Genomic DNA, 20,376 nt, shown 5'->3' with positions numbered 1-20,376 from the left:
AAACACTATTTTTTTGTTTTGTATAGACGAAGCTATTCAAGAAAGGTTTAATTAAAATTTATATTTTAAATTAGTTATGATTTGGCGTGGAGCAATTGGATTCACACTGTAATTCTCATGAACAGTATAATTTAATTCATTGGTGATATTAGAAAGTTTACATAAAATGCTCCATTTTTTATGCGAATATCCAGCAGAAATATCTACAGTTGTATATCCTTGCAACGGAATGTCTCTGTCATTAATTGTCACTGCACCTGTAGTTGTATTTACCACATATTGATCGTTCCATCCCCCAAAACGCTCTCCAATATAGTTTCCTATTGCCCCTAAAGAAACCCCTTTTAGTTTTCCTGATGGAATGTTGTAAAAGAAACTTAAATTAGCTGTATTTGCAGGAGTTCGAACTAATCTATCGCCTTCAATAAAACCACCGTTCACTTTATTGGTTTTAGAATAACGGCTGTCGTTATAGCTGTATCCAGCTGCAATATTTAATCCGTCTATTGGTTTTGCATTAATGTCAATTTCAATTCCTTTACTTTTGGTTTCTCCATTCAACACTTTGATGGTAGTGTCCGTATTTTGAGTAATACCATCGGCTTTGAACTCGGCGGTTTGTGACAAATTGCTGTTGGTAATTTGATACACTGTAACATTAGTACTCAAGATTCCATTCCAAAAATCTTTTTTAATTCCTATTTCATATTGATCAATAATCGATGCTTCAATAGGTTTTAAATCAGCTGTAGTGCCAGTATTTGGTGTAAACGAATTAGAATAGCTTGCAAATACTGACGAATTTTTATCAGGTTGATAGATGAATCCAATTTTTGGCGAAAACGCTTTGTCTTGTAGTCGAATCCCTTTTGTAATACTAACCGGATTTGTAGTTAATTTATATGTTGCAGCTTGTGCTTCTTGCCAAGACCAACGGATTCCTGCCAACATCTTGAATTTTTCGGTAAACGATATTAAATCTTGAGCATAAATTCCAAAACGGTTGGTTGTTGTAATTGCTTTTTGGGTATTGGCTGCATTGGGTTCAGCTGTAGTTTGATTATTTGGATTGAAAGTAAAAACATTAATGGTGTCATAATATACAGGTGAGAAAACAAAAGTATTTGCTGTAGCTACTGAATTTTCATAATCGATTCCCGAAAAGGTTTGGTGTTTAATTTTTCCAGTAGTAAAACAACCTTGCAGACTTAATTGCTCTCCCAAAATTTCTTCTAAGTTTTTATTTTGTCCTAATGGACGACTCCAAGTGCCGTTTGGATTGTTAATTTGAATACGTTCAGTTCCTTTCCATTCACGATCATAATTTTGGTAGGATGAATTGAAATTGAGTTTCCAATTTTTATTAAACGAATGATTCAAGAGGGCAGATGCACTAGCGGTTTTCGTATTTCCGTTTGACCATACCGCACCATAATACTTTCCTCTTGGTACATCATAAATTTGCTTTCCAATTATAATTGTACCAAAATCGGGAGTCCAATTATCATTCATAAAATCGCCTTGTAAGGTTATTTGCGTTTTAGGACTTAGATTCAATAAAAACGATGGGTTGATGTAATAGCGTTCTCTTTGTACTACCTCTCTAAAATTTTCCGAATTTTCATAAGAAGCATTCAATCGGTACGCAATCCATTTATTTAAAGGTCCGTAAAAATCAATTGAAGGCTTGTAAAACGAATAACTTCCTGATTGTATTGCCACTTCGCCCCCTTTTTTGAAGGATGGAGTTTTGGTAACCAAATTTAGAATTCCTCCAGGAGAAACATTACCGTATAATAAAGCCGAACCCCCTTTTAAAAATTCCACTTTGTCCAAAGAAGACACTTCGGGAATGGATCCTGCATTGTAGCGAAATCCATTTTTGAGCATATTATTTGCCGACATATCATAGCCTCTAGACCAAAAGGATTCTTGTGTTCCTCCACGAGCTGATCCTACATAGACACCGTTTGCGTTTTTTATTACTTCGCTCAATCGAATAGCTTGTTGTTGCATAATAACTTCATTGTCTATAGTTTGCATGCTTTGCGGAATATCCATTGGCTTTAAACCAGAACGAACAGTACTTATTTTTCTTTTATTCGGACTTTCTTTTATAACGATAATAATTTCTCTTAATGTCTCCATTTGTTCCTCTAAAGTAAAGGTAACTTTGGTAGTTTCATTCGCAAACACTTTAACATCTTGGGTTTGTTTTTTCAGGCCTTCAGCTTCTATGGTAATAGTGTGCAAACCAACCGGAAAATTTTCAAAATGAAACCTTCCTATAACATCTGTTTTGGAAATTGACGCTTTCTTACCCAATCGAATTGAAACACCGGAAAGTGGTAAGCCGTCTTTAGAAATTATGTTTCCTTCAATCGAACCTGTTTCTTGTGCATAGCTAACAAAACAAGTGAGCAGGGCGATAATAAAAATGTATATTTGTTTTTTCATAATTGTTTATTTAGATTAAATAAATATAATAATGCAAATATAAGAACAATATTTGAATTGTTAAAGTTTATTTAGATTAAATCTTAATAAAATAATATTTGGATTTTAAAGTGTTGTAAATAAGATATTTAAATTTAACTTTAATTTTTAATAACATAAAATTCACCGATACAATTATAGATATCAATAATTGATCTATTTTGTTTCTATAAGTTTTTACTATGATTATATAATAAATATCATTAGGCTTTTAGTAATTCAAATGAATAATAACACCAACTTTGAAATATCTAATCTTTAAATATTTACAATATGAAAAAAGTATTTTTACTAACAAGCTTATTTGTTGCCAGTATAAGTATGGCGCAAGAAGCTACTTGTCCAGTTACAGGTAAAACAGCCAGTAGTGCTAAAGAATCAGCTGCTTATGACAAGCACGGTTCAATGTCTGCTGCGCATGGGGCTCCTGCTGAAAAAGGAAGTGCACAAGTTAATAAAAACAAAGAATGGTGGCCTAATCAATTGAATTTAGACTTATTACGCCAAAATTCAAGTATGTCAAATCCAATGGGAGCTGACTTTGATTACAATAAAGAGTTCAAAAAACTAGATTATGCAGCATTGAAGAACGATTTGCGTAATTTAATGACAGATTCACAAGATTGGTGGCCTGCTGATTTTGGTCATTATGGCGGGTTGTTCATTCGTATGGCTTGGCATAGTGCAGGTACTTACCGTTCAGGAGACGGACGTGGAGGTTCTCGTGCAGGTCAACAACGTTTCGCGCCTTTAAACAGTTGGCCGGATAATGGCAACTTGGATAAAGCTCGTCGTTTGTTATGGCCAATCAAACAGAAATATGGAAACAAAATTTCTTGGGCGGATTTGATGATCTTAACAGGAAATGTAGCTTTAGAATCTATGGGATTCAAAACTTTTGGTTTTGCTGGAGGTAGAGCCGATGTTTGGGAACCAGAATCTAATGTGTATTGGGGATCTGAAACTAAATGGTTAGATGACAAGCGTTATTCTGAAGGAAGAAAGTTAGAATCTCCATTAGCAGCGGTGCAAATGGGACTGATTTATGTGAATCCAGAGGGACCTAATGGGAATCCTGATCCAGTTTTGGCAGCGAAAGACATTAGAGAAACATTCGGAAGAATGGGAATGAATGATGAAGAGACTGTTGCATTAATTGCTGGAGGACACACTTTAGGAAAAACACACGGTGCTGGTGACGCAAAACACGTTGGTAATGCACCAGAAGCTGGAACAATTGAAGAGCAAGGTTTTGGATGGAAGAGCGATTACAAATCGGGTAAAGGGACTGATGCTATCACTTCTGGTTTAGAAGTTACTTGGACATCAACTCCAGCGAAATGGAGTCATGATTACTTAACTTTTTTGTTTAAGTACGATTGGGAGTTGACTACAAGTCCTGCAGGAGCTAAGCAATGGATTGCTAAGACGAATGATAAAATTATTCCAGATGCATTTGATAAAAATAAAATGCACAAACCGTATATGTTAACAACGGATTTATCATTGCGATATGATCCAATTTATGAGAAAATTTCAAAACGTTTCTTAGAAGATCAAAATGCTTTTAATGATGCATTTGCACGTGCTTGGTTCAAATTGACTCACCGTGATATGGGACCTAAAACTACCTATTTAGGACCTGAAGCACCTACTGAAGATTTAATCTGGCAAGATCCAATTCCTGCTTTGAATCATGAAGTAGTAAATGATAAAGACATAAAAGCATTGAAAGCTGAGATTGCAAAATCAGGTTTGTCAATTAGTGAATTAGTATCTACTGCTTGGGCTTCAGCGTCAACTTACCGTGGATCGGATAGAAGAGGAGGAGCAAATGGAGCAAGAATTCGTTTAGAGCCACAAAAAAACTGGGCTGCTAACAACCCTAAACAATTGAATAAAGTGTTGCCAGTTCTTGAAAACATTCAGAAAAATTTCAATGCTAAAAATGCTACTAGAAAAATTTCAATGGCTGATTTAATTGTTCTTTCTGGTGTGTATGCTGTTGAAACGGCTGCTAAAAATGCAGGACATGCGGTAAATGTTCCTTTTACAGCTGGCAGAATGGATGCTACTCAAGAACAAACGGATGTAAAAGGAATGGCTGTTTTAGAGCCAACTGCTGATGGTTTCCGTAATTATTTGAAAACAAAATATACGGTAGCTACAGAAGCATTATTGGTAGATAAAGCTCAGTTATTAACGTTGACAGCTCCAGAAATGACTGTTTTAGTTGGTGGTTTGCGTGCATTAAATGCTAATTATGACGGTTCTAAACACGGAATTTTCACTACAGAAAAAGACAAGTTAACGAATGATTTCTTTACTAATCTTTTGGATATTAACACAGTTTGGACTGCTGTTAATGACGAAAAAGAAGTATTTGAAGGGAAAGATAGAACTACGGGTGCAGCAAAATGGACTGCTACTCGTGCTGACTTGATTTTTGGGTCTAATTCTGAGTTGAGAGCTTTAGCTGAAGTGTACGGAAGTAATGATGCTAAAGGAAAATTCGTAAATGATTTCGTAGCAGCATGGAATAAAGTAATGATGCTTGACTTTTTTACTGCTAAAAAATAAGCAAATAAAGATAGATTAGAAAAGCCGTTCCAATTATTGGGACGGCTTTTTGCATTTAGTTAGTTTAACTATATTAATTGCTTTTCGTCATTTTAAATTGTTCGGATACTATTTTTTTAGCTTGTTTTCCTGAAACGGAAATAGTAATTCCTGATTTTGAGTTGCGTTGGTATTTGATTTTTTGAGGATAATCATTTTGGAGGTTCTCAAAAATCAATTCATTCTCCGTTTCTGAAAGTAAAGGGAATAGAATGGGTTTGTCATTGTTTTGGCCTTTGATGGTGGTTTCATACACTAATTCGCCCTCTGTTTCTTTTAAAATAATATTTTCAAAATGTAATGTATCTTCTTCTTTGATGTAATAAGAAGTTGCAATCAAGGTACTATCGTTGGGTTGGCTCCAATTTTCAGCTATAATTCCTTCTTCGGATGTGTTTTTCCATTGACCTAAAAGCCATTGAGATGCTCTTATTTTTTCGTTTTTTGAGTTGTTAGTGCACGAAAATAGCAATAGGCATATTGATAAAAAAAGAAAGACTTGACGCATTTTGTTGAATTTAAAAGTGTTGTTGAAACGAATACAATATTATGAAAAAGATTTGAATTAGCCCAGATGATAGCGGCATCCTGTAGCGGCGGGGTTCGCCGATACAGATATAGCGTACAGCTGGAACTAGCTCCTAAAAAATCTGAAATTCGGAAATTAATTATGCAATCTTTTTTGTATTTTTGCCGTCCAATAAAGGAAAAATAAGATGTTAGATAGACTTCAAATAGTAAAGCAACGTTTCGATGAGATTTCGGATTTGATTATTCAACCTGATGTAATTTCAGATCAGAAGCGTTATGTGCAATTGAATCAAGAATATAAAGGCTTGAAAGCCTTGGCCGAGAAACGCGACGAGTATGTTTTGTTAATGGCTAATATTGATGAAGCCAACGAAATAATTTCGGATGGATCTGATGCTGAAATGGTAGAAATGGCCAAAATGCAATTGGATGAAGCTAAAGAGCGTTTGCCAGAACTAGAAGAAGAAATCAAATTCATGTTGATCCCTAAAGATCCTGAAGATGCTAAAAATGTAATGGTAGAGGTTCGTGCTGGAACCGGTGGAGATGAGGCGAGTATTTTTGCAGGAGATTTGTTCCGTATGTACACTAAATATTGTGAGGGTAGAGGCTGGAGAACATCGGTTGTAGATATGAACGAAGGAACTTCGGGTGGATTTAAAGAGGTTATCTTTGAAGTCACTGGTGAAGATGTTTACGGTACGTTGAAGTTTGAAGCAGGAGTTCACCGTGTACAACGTGTGCCACAAACTGAGACTCAAGGACGTGTACACACATCGGCAGCTACAGTAATGGTGTTACCAGAAGCGGAAGAGTTTGATGTACAAATTGATATGAATGATGTTCGTGTGGATTTCTTCTGTTCGTCAGGGCCTGGTGGACAATCGGTAAATACGACAAAATCTGCAGTACGTTTGACACACATTCCAACTGGATTGGTAGCACAATGTCAAGATCAGAAATCGCAACATAAAAATAAAGATAAGGCGTTAACGGTTTTGCGTTCTCGTTTGTACGAAATGGAATTGGCTAAGAAACAAGAAGAAGATGCGTCTAAGCGTACTTCTCAAGTAAGTTCAGGTGACCGTTCTGCTAAAATTCGTACTTACAATTATGCACAAGGTCGTGTAACGGATCACCGAATAGGATTGACTTTGTATGATTTAGGAAATATTATGAATGGCGATATTCAGAAAATTGTTGACGAATTGCAATTAGTAAACAATACTGAGAAACTGAAAGAAGCTAGTGAAGTTTTTTAGTCTAATTGGTTTGCCACAGATTAAAGGATTAAGATGATTTTAAAATTATCTCTGATAATCAAAACAATAAAAATTAAGTTTAGAATAAATCAAATGCCATACTAGAATTAAGTTTGGCATTTTTTTTTAAAACATATCGCGAACTTTGCAAAAAACTTTGCGAACTTTGCGTTTAAACTCACAACAATGACAACACAACAATTAATTGACCAAATTCAACTCAAAAAATCATTCCTATGTGTAGGTTTGGATGTGGATTTGAATAAGATTCCGCAGCATTTATTAGAAACTGAAGATCCGATTTTTGAATTCAACAAAGCCATTATTGATGCGACGCACGATTTAGCAGTTTCGTATAAACCCAACACCGCTTTTTACGAAGCTTATGGAATTAAAGGTTGGTTGTCGTTAGAAAAAACTATCCGTTATATCAACGAAAACTACCCAGCTATTTTCACCATTGCCGATGCTAAAAGAGGCGATATTGGGAATACGTCTTCGATGTATGCCAAAGCATTTTTTGAAGATTTGAATTTTGATTCGGTTACTGTGGCGCCCTATATGGGAAAAGATTCGGTAGAACCATTTTTAGCCTTTGAATACAAACATACAATTATGTTGGCCTTGACTTCTAACGAAGGAGCGTTTGATTTTCAAACTTTGAATGTGAATGGAACTGAATTGTACAAACAAGTTTTGGAAACATCCAAATCTTGGAAAAACAGTCACAACTTGATGTATGTTGTGGGTGCAACCAAAGCAGAATATTTCACCGAGATTAGAAAAATAGTTCCGGACAGTTTCTTGTTAGTTCCTGGAGTAGGAGCGCAAGGAGGAAGCCTATCTGAGGTTTGTAAATACGGAATGAATGCTAATGTGGGATTGTTGATTAATTCGTCGAGAGCGATTATTTATGCTTCAAATGGAATTGATTTTGCTGAAAAAGCAAGAGCTGTAGCCTTACAAATGCAGCAAGAAATGATGGCTATTTTGAGTTAAGCTATTTTTTTATTTCTATATTTACAAAAAAAATAGATCCTTGATTAATTTTACCATTTACGAAAATAAAGATAGTGACCAATGGGTGACTTTTGTCCATGGGGCAGGTGGCAGTTCGTCTATATGGTTCAAACAAATTCGTGATTTTCAAAAAGAATATAATGTATTGTTGTTGGATTTACGAGGACATGGAGAGTCGAAAACCAATTTAAAAAAGGCTTTCAAACAAAAATATACATTTTCGGCACTTGCCAATGACATTCTAGAAGTATTGGATCATTTACGAATACAGAAATCACATTTCGTAGGAATTTCATTGGGTACAATTTTAATTCGCCAGTTGGCTGAAATGTACCCAGAACGCGTGCAAAGCATGATTATGGGTGGTGCTATTCTTAAAATGAATTTCCGTTCTCAAATTTTAATGTTTGTGGGAAATGTGTTTAAATATATTTTGCCTTATTTAGTATTGTATCGCTTTTTTGCCTTTGTAATAATGCCGAATAAGAATCACAAGCAATCTCGAATTCTGTTTATTAACGAAGCGAAAAAATTGTACCAAAAAGAATTCATTAAATGGTTCAAATTAACTGCCGAAATTAATCCGGTTTTGCGATGGTTTCGCCAAGTAGAATTGAATATCCCTACTTTGTATGTCATGGGAGAAGAAGATTATATGTTTTTACCTTCAGTGCGTAAAGTAGTGCAAACTCATTACCGAAGTTCTCAACTATGTGTAATTCAGAATTCAGGACATGTTGTTAATGTAGAGCAACCTAATGTGTTTAATGCTAAAGTACTTTCCTTTATTAAGGTTAATCGATAAATAAAAAATGCCGATTACTCCCCAAAGTAATCGGCATTTAAAAAACTAACCAAAACCAATATAATAAATAACCAGTTTATTATATCAACAAAGATCATATAACATTGACTACTATTGTGTTAACTTTTTGTTATTTGTTTGTTGGTGTTTAGTTAAGTTTTTTAATTTTTTAATCGTATGTTACTCTCTTTTTTAGAATTAGTAATCAATGGTACTTTCTCTTTTAAAAATAGTGTAAATTGCAGTTCAAAATTTTCATATTGCTATACTGCTTTTTGGATTTTTTGGAAAGGCCTAATCTAAAACCTAAATTAAATAAGATGAAAAAAATCTATTTATTCCTTTTATTCTTTTTGCTTAATGTGATTGTTTCTTATGCCGCTGTGGTAGATACGCTTAAAATACCTAGTTTGGCAATGAATAAAACCTATAAAGCAGCAGTAGTTTTGCCTAATGCGTATGCTAAATCTAAAACCAATTTTCCGGTTCTCTATTTATTACATGGAGCGTATGGACATTTTTCAGATTGGTTGTCCAAAACTCCAAATAAATCGTTAATTCAAAATTTATCAGATCAATATAATATTATTATAGTGATGCCTGAAGGTGAAACCTTTAGTTTTTATTTGGATAGTCCAGTAAATAAGGGGAGCCAGTTTGAAACTTATATTACTCAAGAGGTAATTCAAAAAATTGATGCTAGCTACAGAACAATTAAAGATAAAAAAGGACGTGTAATTACGGGGCTTTCAATGGGAGGACATGGTGCTCTATCGCTTGCAACAAAGCATCCTGATTTATTTTGTGCCGCAGGAAGTATGAGTGGAGTTGCCGATATGAGTACGATGTTAAATAGAGAGCCTAAAGACGGTATTTTAAAATTGATTGAACCTGTTTTTGGAATCAATCCTTCCCCTGATCTATTTAGTTCCAATGCTGTCTTAGGAATGGTAGATAAAATGAAAAACAACCAACTCCCTTTAATTTTAGATTGTGGTGTGGATGATTTTTTAATTGAAACCAACCGTGAGTTACATCGCCGATTGGTGTATCAAAAAGTACCTCACGATTATACGGAACGTCCAGGTGCACATACATGGGAATATTGGGAAAATGCATTGCCTTATCATGTTTTGTTTTTCGATAAAATTCTTAGAGGCAATCAACAATCTATTGTAAAATAAAAAAAAAGACCTTTCACTGAAAGGTCTTTTTAATTTTATACAATCTTGTCTATTTTTAAATATCCAATATGCTGAACATCTTCTGGTAAAGGAACTTCTGATAGAGTTATTTTTAAAGAATAATGGTCTTTAAAAATGGGAGCTAAAATATCTGCTACATTATAAATATCGTCTACATCAATTCCGTACTTATCGTCAATATGAGAGGTGGCACCTTCAAAACTATAGTGTTTGTAAAAGGTAGTGGTTTTGGCAACTTTTGAGGCTAACCCTAGACTTCCGGCAACTGCTAGTGTTTTATAATGGTATTCTTCAAATTCATTTTCTTTGTACCCTCCTAGATTTATAAAGAATAATTGGTCTTTAGTTGTTGATGCATTTTTAGGTTCGATAGTTATCGAAAAACCATCTACAGTTGTAACTTCTCGCCATGCATCGATATGAATTTTGCCTTTGGCTTCAGGCCAAAAAGATTTCATGTGCGGCACTAATTCTTTGAGAGAATTTCCTATGCCGAAAAATATATCATGTTGTTCTGTAAAACGGCCTTTGGGAGTACATCCCAGCATAACCATATATAATTTTAATGCATTTGTCATAAAAACAAAAATAAGGTTTTTATAGGATTTTAAAAGACAGGAGTTTGAAAATTTAGCACAAAAAAAAGTACCTTCTTTTGAAAGGCACTTTTTTAATATAATTGGGAATAGATTACAAAGCCGATTTAACAGTTTTGATAATTCTAGCAGCAATTTTATATGGGTCTCCGTTTGAAGCCGGTCTTCTATCTTCTAACCAACCTTTCCAACCTTTTTGAACAGTGATTAATGGAATACGAATTGAAGCTCCTCTATCAGATACTCCGTATGAGAAATCGTGGATTGAAGCAGTTTCGTGTTTACCTGTTAAACGTAAATCGTTATAAGCACCATAAACAGCTATGTGTTCTTTAGTAACTGGACGGAAAGCCTCGCAGATTCTTTCATAAGTAGCTTGATCTCCACAAGTTCTTAAAACAGTATTGGAGAAGTTAGCGTGCATACCAGAACCATTCCAATCGGTGTCACCAAGAGGTTTTGGGTGGTATTCAATATAGTAACCGTATTTTTCAGTCAAACGATCTAATAAGTATCTAGCAACCCAAATTTCATCACCTGCTTTTTTAGCTCCTTTAGCAAACAATTGGAATTCCCATTGTCCACAAGCTACTTCTTGGTTAATTCCTTCGAAGTTAATTCCAGCAGCAATACATAAATCAGCATGCTCTTCAACTAATTTTCTTCCGTGAGTATTTTTTCCGCCAACAGAACAGTAATACATACCTTGTGGTGCAGGGTAACCTCCAACAGGGAATCCTAAAGGCAATAACGTTTTAGTATCCATGATGAAATATTCTTGTTCAAAACCAAACCAGAAATCGTCATCTTCGTCGTCGATAGTTGCTCTACCATTAGAAGGGTGCGGCGTACCGTCAGCATACATAACTTCTGACATAACTAAATAGCCATTAACACGAGTTGGATCTGGATAAATAGCAACAGGAACTAAAAGACAATCTGAAGAACCACCTTCAGCTTGCTTGGTTGACGAACCATCAAAAGACCAATTGCTTAGTTCAGCTAAAGTTCCTTGAAAATTCTCGTGTTCTTCAACTTTTGTTTTACTTCTTAAGTTCTGTGTTGGTTCGTATCCATCTAACCAAAGGTATTCTAATTTAATTTTTGCCATGATAATCTGATTTAAATGTGTTGTTCTAAAGTAGATGCAAATTTAATTATTTTTTTTAAGTGGTAAAAAAAAGGGGGTGTTTTTTATTTTTTAAATATATACTTTTCACATAACCTCAATTTAGTGGGGGTATATTTTAAAAAATATAATTTTATATGGCAATAAAATATAAATTCGCAATTGTATCACTTAAATTATATTATTATATTTGCTATGTAAGTGAAAAAGAATTCTCATTACTTAAAATTATAAACATGTCAACACTACGTTTTCAAGCGCTTAGAGAAGCATCTACTCGAAAGCCTTTCCAATTTGAAGAAGCTGAAAAAAAATCAGTAATTTTTGGTTCCAATGTATTTAATTCCAAAGCAATGAAGCAGTATTTAACTTCAGAAGCTTATAAAGCGGTGCAAGGAGCAATTCAACACGGCACTAAAATAGACAGAAAAATAGCTGATTATGTAGCTATGGGAATGAAAGAATGGGCTTTGTCTAAAGGAGTAACTCATTATACGCATTGGTTCCAACCTTTAACAGGGACTACTGCTGAAAAGCATGATGCTTTTTTTGAAACTTCATACGATGGAAGTGATCCTGTCGAAAAGTTTGGTGGTTCGCAATTGGTACAACAAGAACCAGATGCGTCTAGTTTTCCTAACGGCGGAATTAGAAATACTTTTGAAGCGAGAGGATATACCGCCTGGGATCCAACTTCACCAGCTTTTATTTTTGGAACTACGTTATGTATACCAACTGTTTTTATCTCTTACACGGGAGAAGCATTGGATTATAAAACACCTTTGTTACGAGCATTAACCGTTATGGATGATGCGGCCACTGAGGTGTGTAAGTATTTTGATAAGAATGTAAAAAAAGTTACTGCTACTTTAGGGTGGGAGCAAGAATATTTTTTAATTGATCGTTCTCTGGCTAAATCTCGCCCGGATTTGATGATGACAGGTAGAACTTTATTAGGACACACATCTGCTAAAGGTCAGCAATTGGATGACCACTATTTTGGATCTATTCCAACTCGTGCGTTAACTTATATGAGAGATTTGGAACAAGAATGTATGTTGCTTGGAATTCCAGTTAAAACACGTCATAATGAAGTGGCGCCAAACCAATTTGAATTGGCACCAATTTTTGAAGAAACTAATTTGGCTGTCGATCACAACTGTTTGTTAATGGATGTGATGGAAAAAGTAGCCGAACGTCATGATTTTAAAGTACTATTTCATGAAAAACCTTTTAAAGGCGTGAATGGCTCTGGAAAACATAACAACTGGTCATTGGCTACCGATACGGGTGTTAATTTATTGAGTCCAAGTAAAACTCCAATGAGTAATTTGCAGTTTTTAACTTTCTTTATCAATACTATTAAAGCGGTAAACGATAATGAATCATTACTAAGAGCTTCTATCGCTTCAGCAAGTAACGATCACAGACTTGGTGCTAATGAGGCTCCACCAGCAATTATTTCAGTATTTATTGGTGATTCTTTGACTAAAGTTTTAGCTGAGTTAGAAGGAGTTACTACAGGAAAATTATCTCCTGAAGAAAAAACTGATTTAAAATTGAATGTTGTGGGTAAAATTCCTGACTTAATGTTGGATAATACCGATAGAAATAGAACGTCACCATTTGCCTTTACTGGAAATAAGTTTGAATTTAGAGCGGTGGGATCGTCTGCTAATTGTTCCAATGCGATGACTACCTTAAATGCTATTGTAGCAAAACAATTGCGACAATTTAAAATTGAGGTAGATACCTTGATTGAAGAAAAAGGCATGAAAAAAGACGATGCTATTTTTAATGTATTAAGAGAATATATCAAACAGTCTAAGAAAATCTTGTTTGAGGGAGATGGATACAGTGAAGCTTGGGAAAAAGAAGCGGCTAAAAGAGGTTTGAGTAATTTCAAAACAACTCCAGAAGCCTTAAAAGCGAGAGCATCGAAGCAATCATTAGATTTATTTTCTGAATTAGGAATTATGAATCATATCGAAGTTGAGGCACGATACGAAATTGAATTGGAAGAGTATACTAAAAAAATCCAAATTGAGGGTCGAGTTTTAGGAGATATTGCTCGCAACCATGTGATTCCGACGGCTATTCGTTACCAAAATAATTTGATTGAGAATGTACGCGGATTGAAAGAAATTTTCGGGAAAGATTTCGAAAGTGTTTCAAAAGAACAAATTTCAATTATCAAACAAATTTCGGCGCATATCGAAGGAATCAATACTAAGGTAGAAGAGATGACCAACGAAAGAAAAAAAGCGAACCAATTATCAGATGCTCAAGCTATGGCTGAAGCCTATTGTAATAAAGTTAAACCTTATTTTGATGTCATTAGAAACCATTGTGATAAGTTGGAATTATTAGTTGATAATGAATTATGGACATTGACTAAATACAGAGAGCTGTTGTTTACCAAATAATAATTTCCAGTACTATTTTAGAAAAGCCGTTTCATTGAAGCGGCTTTTTTATGGAATGAAAAATAGAAAAATCACACTCAATTTCTGCTTAGGCAAAAGCCAAAAAAATAATTATCTTTGCCCAAAATACATTTTGCCGAAAGGCAGACGACACACAACTAACTACATGAGTTCAGATACTTCAAAAAGATATGCACAACGCGGTGTTTCGGCATCCAAAGAAGATGTGCATAATGCAATTAAAAATATTGATAAAGGTTTGTTTCCTCAAGCTTTTTGTAAAATCGTTCCGGATTATTTAACCCAAGATGAAAATTATTGTTTGATTATGCACGCTGATGGAGCGGGTACTAAATCGTCTTTGGCTTATATGTATTGGAAAGAAACGGGCGATATTTCGGTTTGGAAAGGCATTGCACAAGATGCGTTGATTATGAATATTGACGACTTGTTGTGTGTGGGAGCGACCGATAATATTTTACTTTCTTCTACAATTGGAAGAAATAAAAATCTAATTACTGCTGAGGTAATTTCAGCCATTATCAACGGAACAGAAGAATTGATCAAAGAATTGGATTCTTTTGGTGTGACTATTCATTCTACAGGTGGTGAAACGGCTGATGTAGGGGATTTAGTTCGAACTATTATTGTAGATTCAACAGTTACGGCAAGAATGCCAAGAGCCAAAGTAATTGACAATGCTAATATTCAAGCAGGTGATGTAATTGTAGGTTTAGCCTCTTTTGGACAAGCCACTTACGAGAAAAGTTACAATGGCGGAATGGGAAGTAATGGTTTGACTTCGGCACGTCACGATGTGTTTGGGAACTATTTGGCACAAAAATACCCAGAGAGTTTTGACGCTGCAGTTCCTGAAGAATTGATCTATTCAGGTCAAGTAAACTTAACTGACGCGGTGGAAAATTCACCAATTGATGCTGGTCAATTAGTGCTTTCGCCAACAAGAACCTATGCACCAATTATCAAGAAAATTTTAGATAACTATTCTTCAAAAGAAATTCACGGAATGGTGCATTGCAGTGGTGGAGCGCAAACTAAAATTTTACATTTTGTAAATAATCTACACATAATCAAAGACAATTTGTTTCTGGTACCGCCTTTGTTTCAATTGATTCAAGAGCAATCCAAAACAGATTGGAAAGAAATGTACCAAGTTTTCAACTGTGGTCACCGAATGGAATTGTATGTTCCAGAAGCAGTAGCTCAAGATATTATAGCGATTTCAAAATCGTTTAATGTAGATGCCCAAATTGTGGGTAGAGTGGAAGCTTCAGATACTAAAAAATTGACGATTTCTAGCGAATACGGTACTTTTGAGTACTAATCTTAGTTTCTTATTTCTAAACTAATAAAACACAAACTTTTAAACTATTTAAATGTACGAATTAGTATTTTGGCAATATCAGGAGGGATTTTACTTGAACCATCAATTGGTATACGAATCATTGGTAGAACAAGAAATGGTGGAGGGTTTAGAAGAACTTCCAGTAACTGTGATATTAAATCGTATTGGCAGTGTTTTTTCTAGTTGGGAAAAAGTAGACGATAATAGTTGGAAAAATCCAAATGGAAAAGGTGCTTTTCAGGTAAAGACAACTTCGCAAAGCATTCAGATTGACTGTTATGGAACCGAAGGAAAAACAATGGAATTATTAGCTGCTACGATGGAAGAATTCAAATGTCCGTGCTATGATCCACAGGTTCCTGTTCGTTTTGATGAGATGAATGAATAGCCTTAATAAAGGTGTAAAAACAATATTTTAATTATGAAAATCAATCTAAAAAACGGAATCGATAAGTTGCTTTTTGGTATGAAACAAAAAGATGTGGAAGCAATTTATGGGAAACCTGACCGCAATTACAAAGACGAAGATGAGAATCAAATTTTGGTATACAATAAACTAAAATCACGTTTAACGTTCTACCAAGAGGAAGATTTTAAATTGGGATATATTGTAGCTTCTGGCGCTGATTTGGAATTATTTGGGAATACGATTATCGGTAAAAAGATATCTGAAGTTAAGAATGATTTGGTAGCAAAAAATATTACCAAATTCACTCAAGAAGAATTTGATACGTTTGAAAACTATTTCAACGAAGAAAATTGGATTATTTTTCAAACTGAATTTGAAGAAGTAGTTAAGTTTGAAATCGGAGCCATCATTAATGCGAAAGATGAGTTTGATTGGAAATTTGGAAAGTAATTTATATAAAATGCAATAAAAAAATCCTCAACATTGTTGAGGATTTTTTTATTACTAGATCAATTATTTTTTTGCAACAGGAGCTTTGTCTGTAATTTCCAATTCAAAAACTAAATTGGTATTGGGCGGAATGACACCTCCAGCACCTCTTTCGCCATATCCTAATTTAGAAGGAAGGAACAATAGTATTCTATCTCCTATATTCATCAAGCTTAATCCTTCTAAAAACCCAGGAATCATTCCATCTTTCTTACCTGCCTGAAAAGGAAAACCTTGGTAGCCATTTTGATCAGCGCGTGTTTGATTGAATTGTCCATAAGCTTTTGCTACGTCTTCGAAGTTAGTGTCAAATACAGTACCATCTTCAAAATACCCTGCATATTTAAAATAAATAGTACTTCCATCCACAGGCTTTACATCAGATCCTTTTTGTAAAAGAGCATATTGTAATCCTGAAGCTGTTGTTGTAGCTGTTGCTTTTGTAGCTGCTAAAAATGCAGCCTTTTCTTTGATAACTGGACCATATTTTTCCAGATAAACCCTTTTGTTTTCTGCTTGAATGGCAGCTTGTTTGGCTTTGTTTTCAGCGTCAATTGCGGCTTGTTTTTTAGCGTCTTCTGCTTTGTTGGCATAATAATCTGAGAAGATTTTAACAGCATTAAATTTAGTAGCCAAAATCCCTTTTCTAGCGATGGTTACTTTAAGTATAACGTCATTTTGTTCTATTTTGTTTACGACATCCATACCTTGTGTAACATGACCAAAAACGGTGTGAACACCATCTAACCAAGGAGTATCTTTGTGTGTAATAAAAAATTGACTACCGTTAGAAGCGGGACCAGAATTGGCCATTGAAAGAATCCCTCCTTTATCGTGTTTTAAATCAGTAAATTCATCTTTAAATGCATAGCCAGGACCACCTGACCCATTTCCAGCAGGATCACCCCCTTGAATCATGAAATCTTTAAGCACTCGGTGGAATTTCAATCCATCATAAAATGGTTTTCCTTTTAATTTTTCATTTGTTACAAAAGGATTTTTACCTTCTGCTAAGCTTATAAAATTAGCAACAGTAACTGGAGTTTTTTGGTATTCCAATTGGACAACTATAGTTCCTTTGGTAGTAACAATATTGGCAAAAATCCCAACTATTGATTTTGGTGCAGCTACTTGAGAAATAGCTGGTTTTTTAGTTGGTAGTCCTTTTTTAAATTTTTGTGCTTGCACACTGATGATTCCTAATAATAAGAATGCTATTAATTTTAATTTCATTTCTTTATAATTTAATTATTGTGCTTTTACTAACTCAATTTCAAAAATAAGATTCGCATTAGGTGGAATTACTCCTCCTGCACCTGCCTCTCCGTATCCTAATTTTGATGGGATAAATATGACTGCTTTATCTCCGAAAGAAAGTTGCTCAATTCCTTCAATAAAACCAGGAATCATACCATCTTTTTTACCCGCTTGAAAAGGAATAGGTTGGTAGCCGTTTTGAGCTGCTCTATTAGGATCAAAAGTACCAAAGGTTTTGCACACACCATCGATACTGCTGTCAAATAATATCCCATTTTCTAAAAAACCAGCATAATGAATAAAAATTCCAGTTCCAGCCTTAGGTTTAGCACCTCCGCCTTTTTTAGTAATAACAAATTCTAAGCCTGATTTAGTTTTAGTTGCTTTGGCTTTCAGTTCAGCAAAGTATTTTACTTTAGCATCAATGACGGTTTTGTACTTTTCATTAAAGATACGTTTGTTTTCAGCATCAATTGCGGCTTGTTTTTTTTGGTTTTCGGCTTCTGTAATAAAATAATTGTGAAACACTTTAACCGCATCAAACTTTTTAGCGGCATCTCCATTACGAATAATGGTTACTTTACTCATGTAATCATCTTGAAGAATTTTGTTTACGGCTTCCATTCCATTGCCAACTACTTGACCAAAAATAGTATGCTTTCCATCTAGCCAAGGTGTTTCAAGATGCGTTATAAAAAACTGACTGCTATTAGTAGCTGGACCGTTATTCGCCATGGCTAAAACACCTGCTTTATCAAAACGAGCATCTGTGATTTCATCTTTGAATTTATAACCTGCATCGCCAGAACCTGTTCCCAGTGGATCTCCTCCCTGAATCATAAAGTTTTCAATCACTCTGTGAAATTTCAATCCATCATAAAAAGGTCGGTTTTTGATGTTTTCATTGGTAACAAATTCATTTTTACCTTCCGCTAGTGTTACAAAGTTAGCAACTGTAATGGGCGCTTTTTCATAATCTAATTGAACAATGATTTCTCCTTTATTGGTTTCAATTTTGGCAAATAAGCCATCTGGTAAATTATTGTTATCCTCTTTACAAGAATATAACGAGACAATTAAAGCTAAAGCTAATAGAACTCTTTTTTTCATTTCAAATATTAGTTAGTTACAGAATCATTTTGAATTTTCGAAACTGGATTAGTAGTAGCTTTCATTTTTTTATCGTAATCAGCTTCCGACATAAAATCACGGAGGGTAACAATACATAAAAGAGGTTTGTTAGTTCCAATTTTGTTATTATCTCCATGATATCCGTATGCGATATGAGAAGTAAATAGAAAGTTTATCTTTTCCTTACGGTGCATTATTTTAATTCCCTCTCGAAGCCCAGCCATGATGTTTTGTTTGTCAACAAAATAGGTTTGAGGTCCCAATTCGTTTTTGGAATAAATAATTCGACCTTTTAAATCTTTAACTTCATAGTCAAATAAAGCCACATCGCCTTTTTTAGGAGTTAAGCTATCTTTTGTATTTACTGTTGCATAAGCATACCAATAGCCTTTAGGCGAGGCAATAAATTTCACTTTTTTGTTTTGACGAATTACTCTAGCAATTTCAGCTTCTTCTCCTGCAATTAATTTTTTATTTCGATCCACAGATTCTTTCATAAATGAACCGGAGCTTTGCGAAATAGGTTTTCTTGCTACTTGGCTCTTTTGGCAACTAGAAAGCACAAAAAGAATAGTTATTGCTGATGTATAGATAAATTTTCTCATGATTTAGACGGCTAAGTTTTTGACTAATTCTTCAAATTTTCGAATAGTGTCTTCCATCGAATTTTCTGATTTTCCTCCAGCTGCATTGATATGTCCTCCTCCATTGAAATGATCTCTAGAAAATTGATTTACATCAAAATCTCCTTGAGAACGAAACGATATTTTAATAATTTTTTCGTCTTTATTTTCAATAAAAATAGCAGAAAAAACAATTCCTTTGATACTTAATCCGTAATTAACAATTCCTTCTGTATCTCCTTTTATATGGTCAAAGGAATCCAATTCATCTTGCGTCAAATAGGTGTAGGCTGTTTTATGCTCAGTAAATACTTTCATATTTTGTAATGCACGACCTAAAATTTGCAAACGCCCAAAAGAACTGTTGTCAAAAAGTAAATTGGGAATTTCAGTATTTTTAACTCCTAACTCAATCAATTCTGCAATGATTCTATGAGTAGTCCCTGTTGTTTTCGGGAAACGAAACGAACCTGAATCGGTTAAAATTCCAGTATAAATACAAGTTCCTATGGTTTGATCAATGTCAGATTTTTTACCTAAAAAAGAAATGAAGTTGTACACCATTTCACAGGTTGATCCAAAATTAGTGTCAGAATAAGTATAAGTTGCATAATCATGTGGAAATTGATGGTGGTCAATCATGATATACGGAGCTGAAAGTTGGTTTAACACATTTTCCATTTCTCCAGTACGATGCAAAGCATTAAAGTCAAGGGTAAAAATGATTTCAGCTTCTTCCAGAATTTGTGTGCAAACTGCTTTGTCTTTTTCGAATACTTTAACCGAATTAGCTCCCGGAAGCCACTCTAAAAAGTAAGGCATTTCATTAGGTGAAATTACAGTAGCTTGGTGGTTGTTTTTAAGTAAAAAATGGTATAAACCTAAAGTAGATCCCATAGCATCACCATCAGGACCACGGTGTGGAATTATCGCAATTTTTTTCGGACTAGATAATAGTTCCTGAATGGCTTGAATATCTTCTTTTTTCATAGAATGCGAAATTACATTTTTT

Annotated in this window: 17 protein-coding genes; 9 read left to right on the top strand and 8 right to left on the bottom strand. The window is 34.5% G+C overall.

The window, feature by feature from the left end:
• Positions 1-51: 51 nt before the first annotated feature.
• Positions 52-2,457, bottom strand: a complete 2,406-nt coding sequence (locus LPC23_RS10045; RefSeq protein ID WP_229330000.1) for a TonB-dependent receptor — start codon at positions 2,455-2,457, stop codon at positions 52-54.
• A 312-nt stretch (positions 2,458-2,769) separates the two neighbouring features.
• Here LPC23_RS10045 and katG point away from each other — a divergent pair, with 312 nt between their 5' ends.
• Positions 2,770-5,076, top strand: a complete 2,307-nt coding sequence (gene katG / locus LPC23_RS10040; RefSeq protein WP_229329998.1) for a catalase/peroxidase HPI — start codon at positions 2,770-2,772, stop codon at positions 5,074-5,076.
• A 73-nt stretch (positions 5,077-5,149) separates the two neighbouring features.
• Here the strand turns inward: katG and LPC23_RS10035 are convergent, their stop codons facing one another.
• Positions 5,150-5,623 (bottom strand): DUF6265 family protein, encoded by a 474-nt coding sequence (locus tag LPC23_RS10035; protein WP_229329996.1) that lies wholly within the window; start codon positions 5,621-5,623, stop codon positions 5,150-5,152.
• Between the two features lie 208 nt (positions 5,624-5,831).
• On the opposite strand from LPC23_RS10035, the gene prfA reads away from it, so the two are divergent.
• The 4 genes from prfA to LPC23_RS10015 all read left to right on the top strand — a co-directional run bounded on the left by prfA (position 5,832) and on the right by LPC23_RS10015 (position 9,917).
• Positions 5,832-6,908, top strand: coding sequence for a peptide chain release factor 1 (gene prfA / locus LPC23_RS10030; RefSeq protein ID WP_229325175.1), 1,077 nt, complete (start codon positions 5,832-5,834; stop codon positions 6,906-6,908).
• A gap of 186 nt (positions 6,909-7,094) precedes the next feature.
• On the top strand, positions 7,095-7,907 hold the full coding sequence (gene pyrF, locus LPC23_RS10025) for an orotidine-5'-phosphate decarboxylase (protein ID WP_229329994.1): 813 nt from the start codon (positions 7,095-7,097) through the stop codon (positions 7,905-7,907).
• Between the two features lie 40 nt (positions 7,908-7,947).
• Positions 7,948-8,733, top strand: a complete 786-nt coding sequence (locus LPC23_RS10020; protein ID WP_229329992.1) for an alpha/beta fold hydrolase — start codon at positions 7,948-7,950, stop codon at positions 8,731-8,733.
• Positions 8,734-9,053: 320 nt separating this feature from the next.
• Positions 9,054-9,917 (top strand): alpha/beta hydrolase, encoded by an 864-nt coding sequence (locus LPC23_RS10015; RefSeq protein WP_229329990.1) that lies wholly within the window; start codon positions 9,054-9,056, stop codon positions 9,915-9,917.
• Positions 9,918-9,952: 35 nt separating this feature from the next.
• Here the strand turns inward: LPC23_RS10015 and LPC23_RS10010 are convergent, their stop codons facing one another.
• Together LPC23_RS10010 and LPC23_RS10005 are read right to left on the bottom strand one after the other, a co-directional pair.
• On the bottom strand, positions 9,953-10,516 hold the full coding sequence (locus LPC23_RS10010) for a DUF1543 domain-containing protein (protein ID WP_229329988.1): 564 nt from the start codon (positions 10,514-10,516) through the stop codon (positions 9,953-9,955).
• A 112-nt stretch (positions 10,517-10,628) separates the two neighbouring features.
• A complete protein-coding gene (locus tag LPC23_RS10005; RefSeq protein ID WP_229325165.1) occupies positions 10,629-11,645 on the bottom strand; it encodes a glutamine synthetase beta-grasp domain-containing protein in 1,017 nt (338 codons plus the stop codon).
• A gap of 254 nt (positions 11,646-11,899) precedes the next feature.
• Between LPC23_RS10005 and LPC23_RS10000 the strand changes: the two genes are divergently transcribed.
• The 4 genes from LPC23_RS10000 to LPC23_RS09985 all read left to right on the top strand — a co-directional run bounded on the left by LPC23_RS10000 (position 11,900) and on the right by LPC23_RS09985 (position 16,314).
• Positions 11,900-14,089 carry a glutamine synthetase III family protein gene (locus LPC23_RS10000; protein ID WP_229325163.1) on the top strand — a complete coding sequence of 730 codons (2,190 nt, stop codon included), beginning with the start codon at positions 11,900-11,902 and terminating at the stop codon, positions 14,087-14,089.
• A 166-nt stretch (positions 14,090-14,255) separates the two neighbouring features.
• On the top strand, positions 14,256-15,434 hold the full coding sequence (locus LPC23_RS09995; protein WP_229329986.1) for an AIR synthase related protein: 1,179 nt from the start codon (positions 14,256-14,258) through the stop codon (positions 15,432-15,434).
• A 52-nt stretch (positions 15,435-15,486) separates the two neighbouring features.
• Complete coding sequence (locus LPC23_RS09990; protein WP_229329984.1) at positions 15,487-15,843, top strand: hypothetical protein; 357 nt, start codon at positions 15,487-15,489, stop codon at positions 15,841-15,843.
• Positions 15,844-15,876: 33 nt separating this feature from the next.
• Positions 15,877-16,314 (top strand): hypothetical protein, encoded by a 438-nt coding sequence (locus LPC23_RS09985; protein ID WP_229329982.1) that lies wholly within the window; start codon positions 15,877-15,879, stop codon positions 16,312-16,314.
• A gap of 63 nt (positions 16,315-16,377) precedes the next feature.
• Here the strand turns inward: LPC23_RS09985 and LPC23_RS09980 are convergent, their stop codons facing one another.
• From LPC23_RS09980 to LPC23_RS09965, 4 genes are read right to left on the bottom strand one after another with little or no spacing between them, the layout of a single operon-like run.
• A complete protein-coding gene (locus LPC23_RS09980) occupies positions 16,378-17,586 on the bottom strand; it encodes a peptidylprolyl isomerase (RefSeq protein ID WP_229329980.1) in 1,209 nt (402 codons plus the stop codon).
• 15 nt (positions 17,587-17,601) lie between these two features.
• Positions 17,602-18,720: a peptidylprolyl isomerase gene (locus LPC23_RS09975; RefSeq protein ID WP_229329978.1), complete on the bottom strand. Its 1,119-nt coding sequence runs from the start codon at positions 18,718-18,720 to the stop codon at positions 17,602-17,604.
• 8 nt (positions 18,721-18,728) lie between these two features.
• On the bottom strand, positions 18,729-19,346 hold the full coding sequence (gldI, locus tag LPC23_RS09970) for a gliding motility-associated peptidyl-prolyl isomerase GldI (protein ID WP_229329976.1): 618 nt from the start codon (positions 19,344-19,346) through the stop codon (positions 18,729-18,731).
• 3 nt (positions 19,347-19,349) lie between these two features.
• Entirely contained in the window at positions 19,350-20,354 is a 1,005-nt protein-coding gene (locus tag LPC23_RS09965; RefSeq protein ID WP_229329974.1) for a DHH family phosphoesterase, read from the bottom strand.
• Positions 20,355-20,376: the final 22 nt, after the last annotated feature.

Source organism: Flavobacterium ammonificans (genome assembly GCF_020885975.1).
In the GTDB taxonomy this organism is placed as follows: domain Bacteria; phylum Bacteroidota; class Bacteroidia; order Flavobacteriales; family Flavobacteriaceae; genus Flavobacterium; species Flavobacterium ammonificans.
Note: the sequence above shows the minus strand (reverse complement) of the source record. Positions and strands in the feature narration are given on the sequence as shown.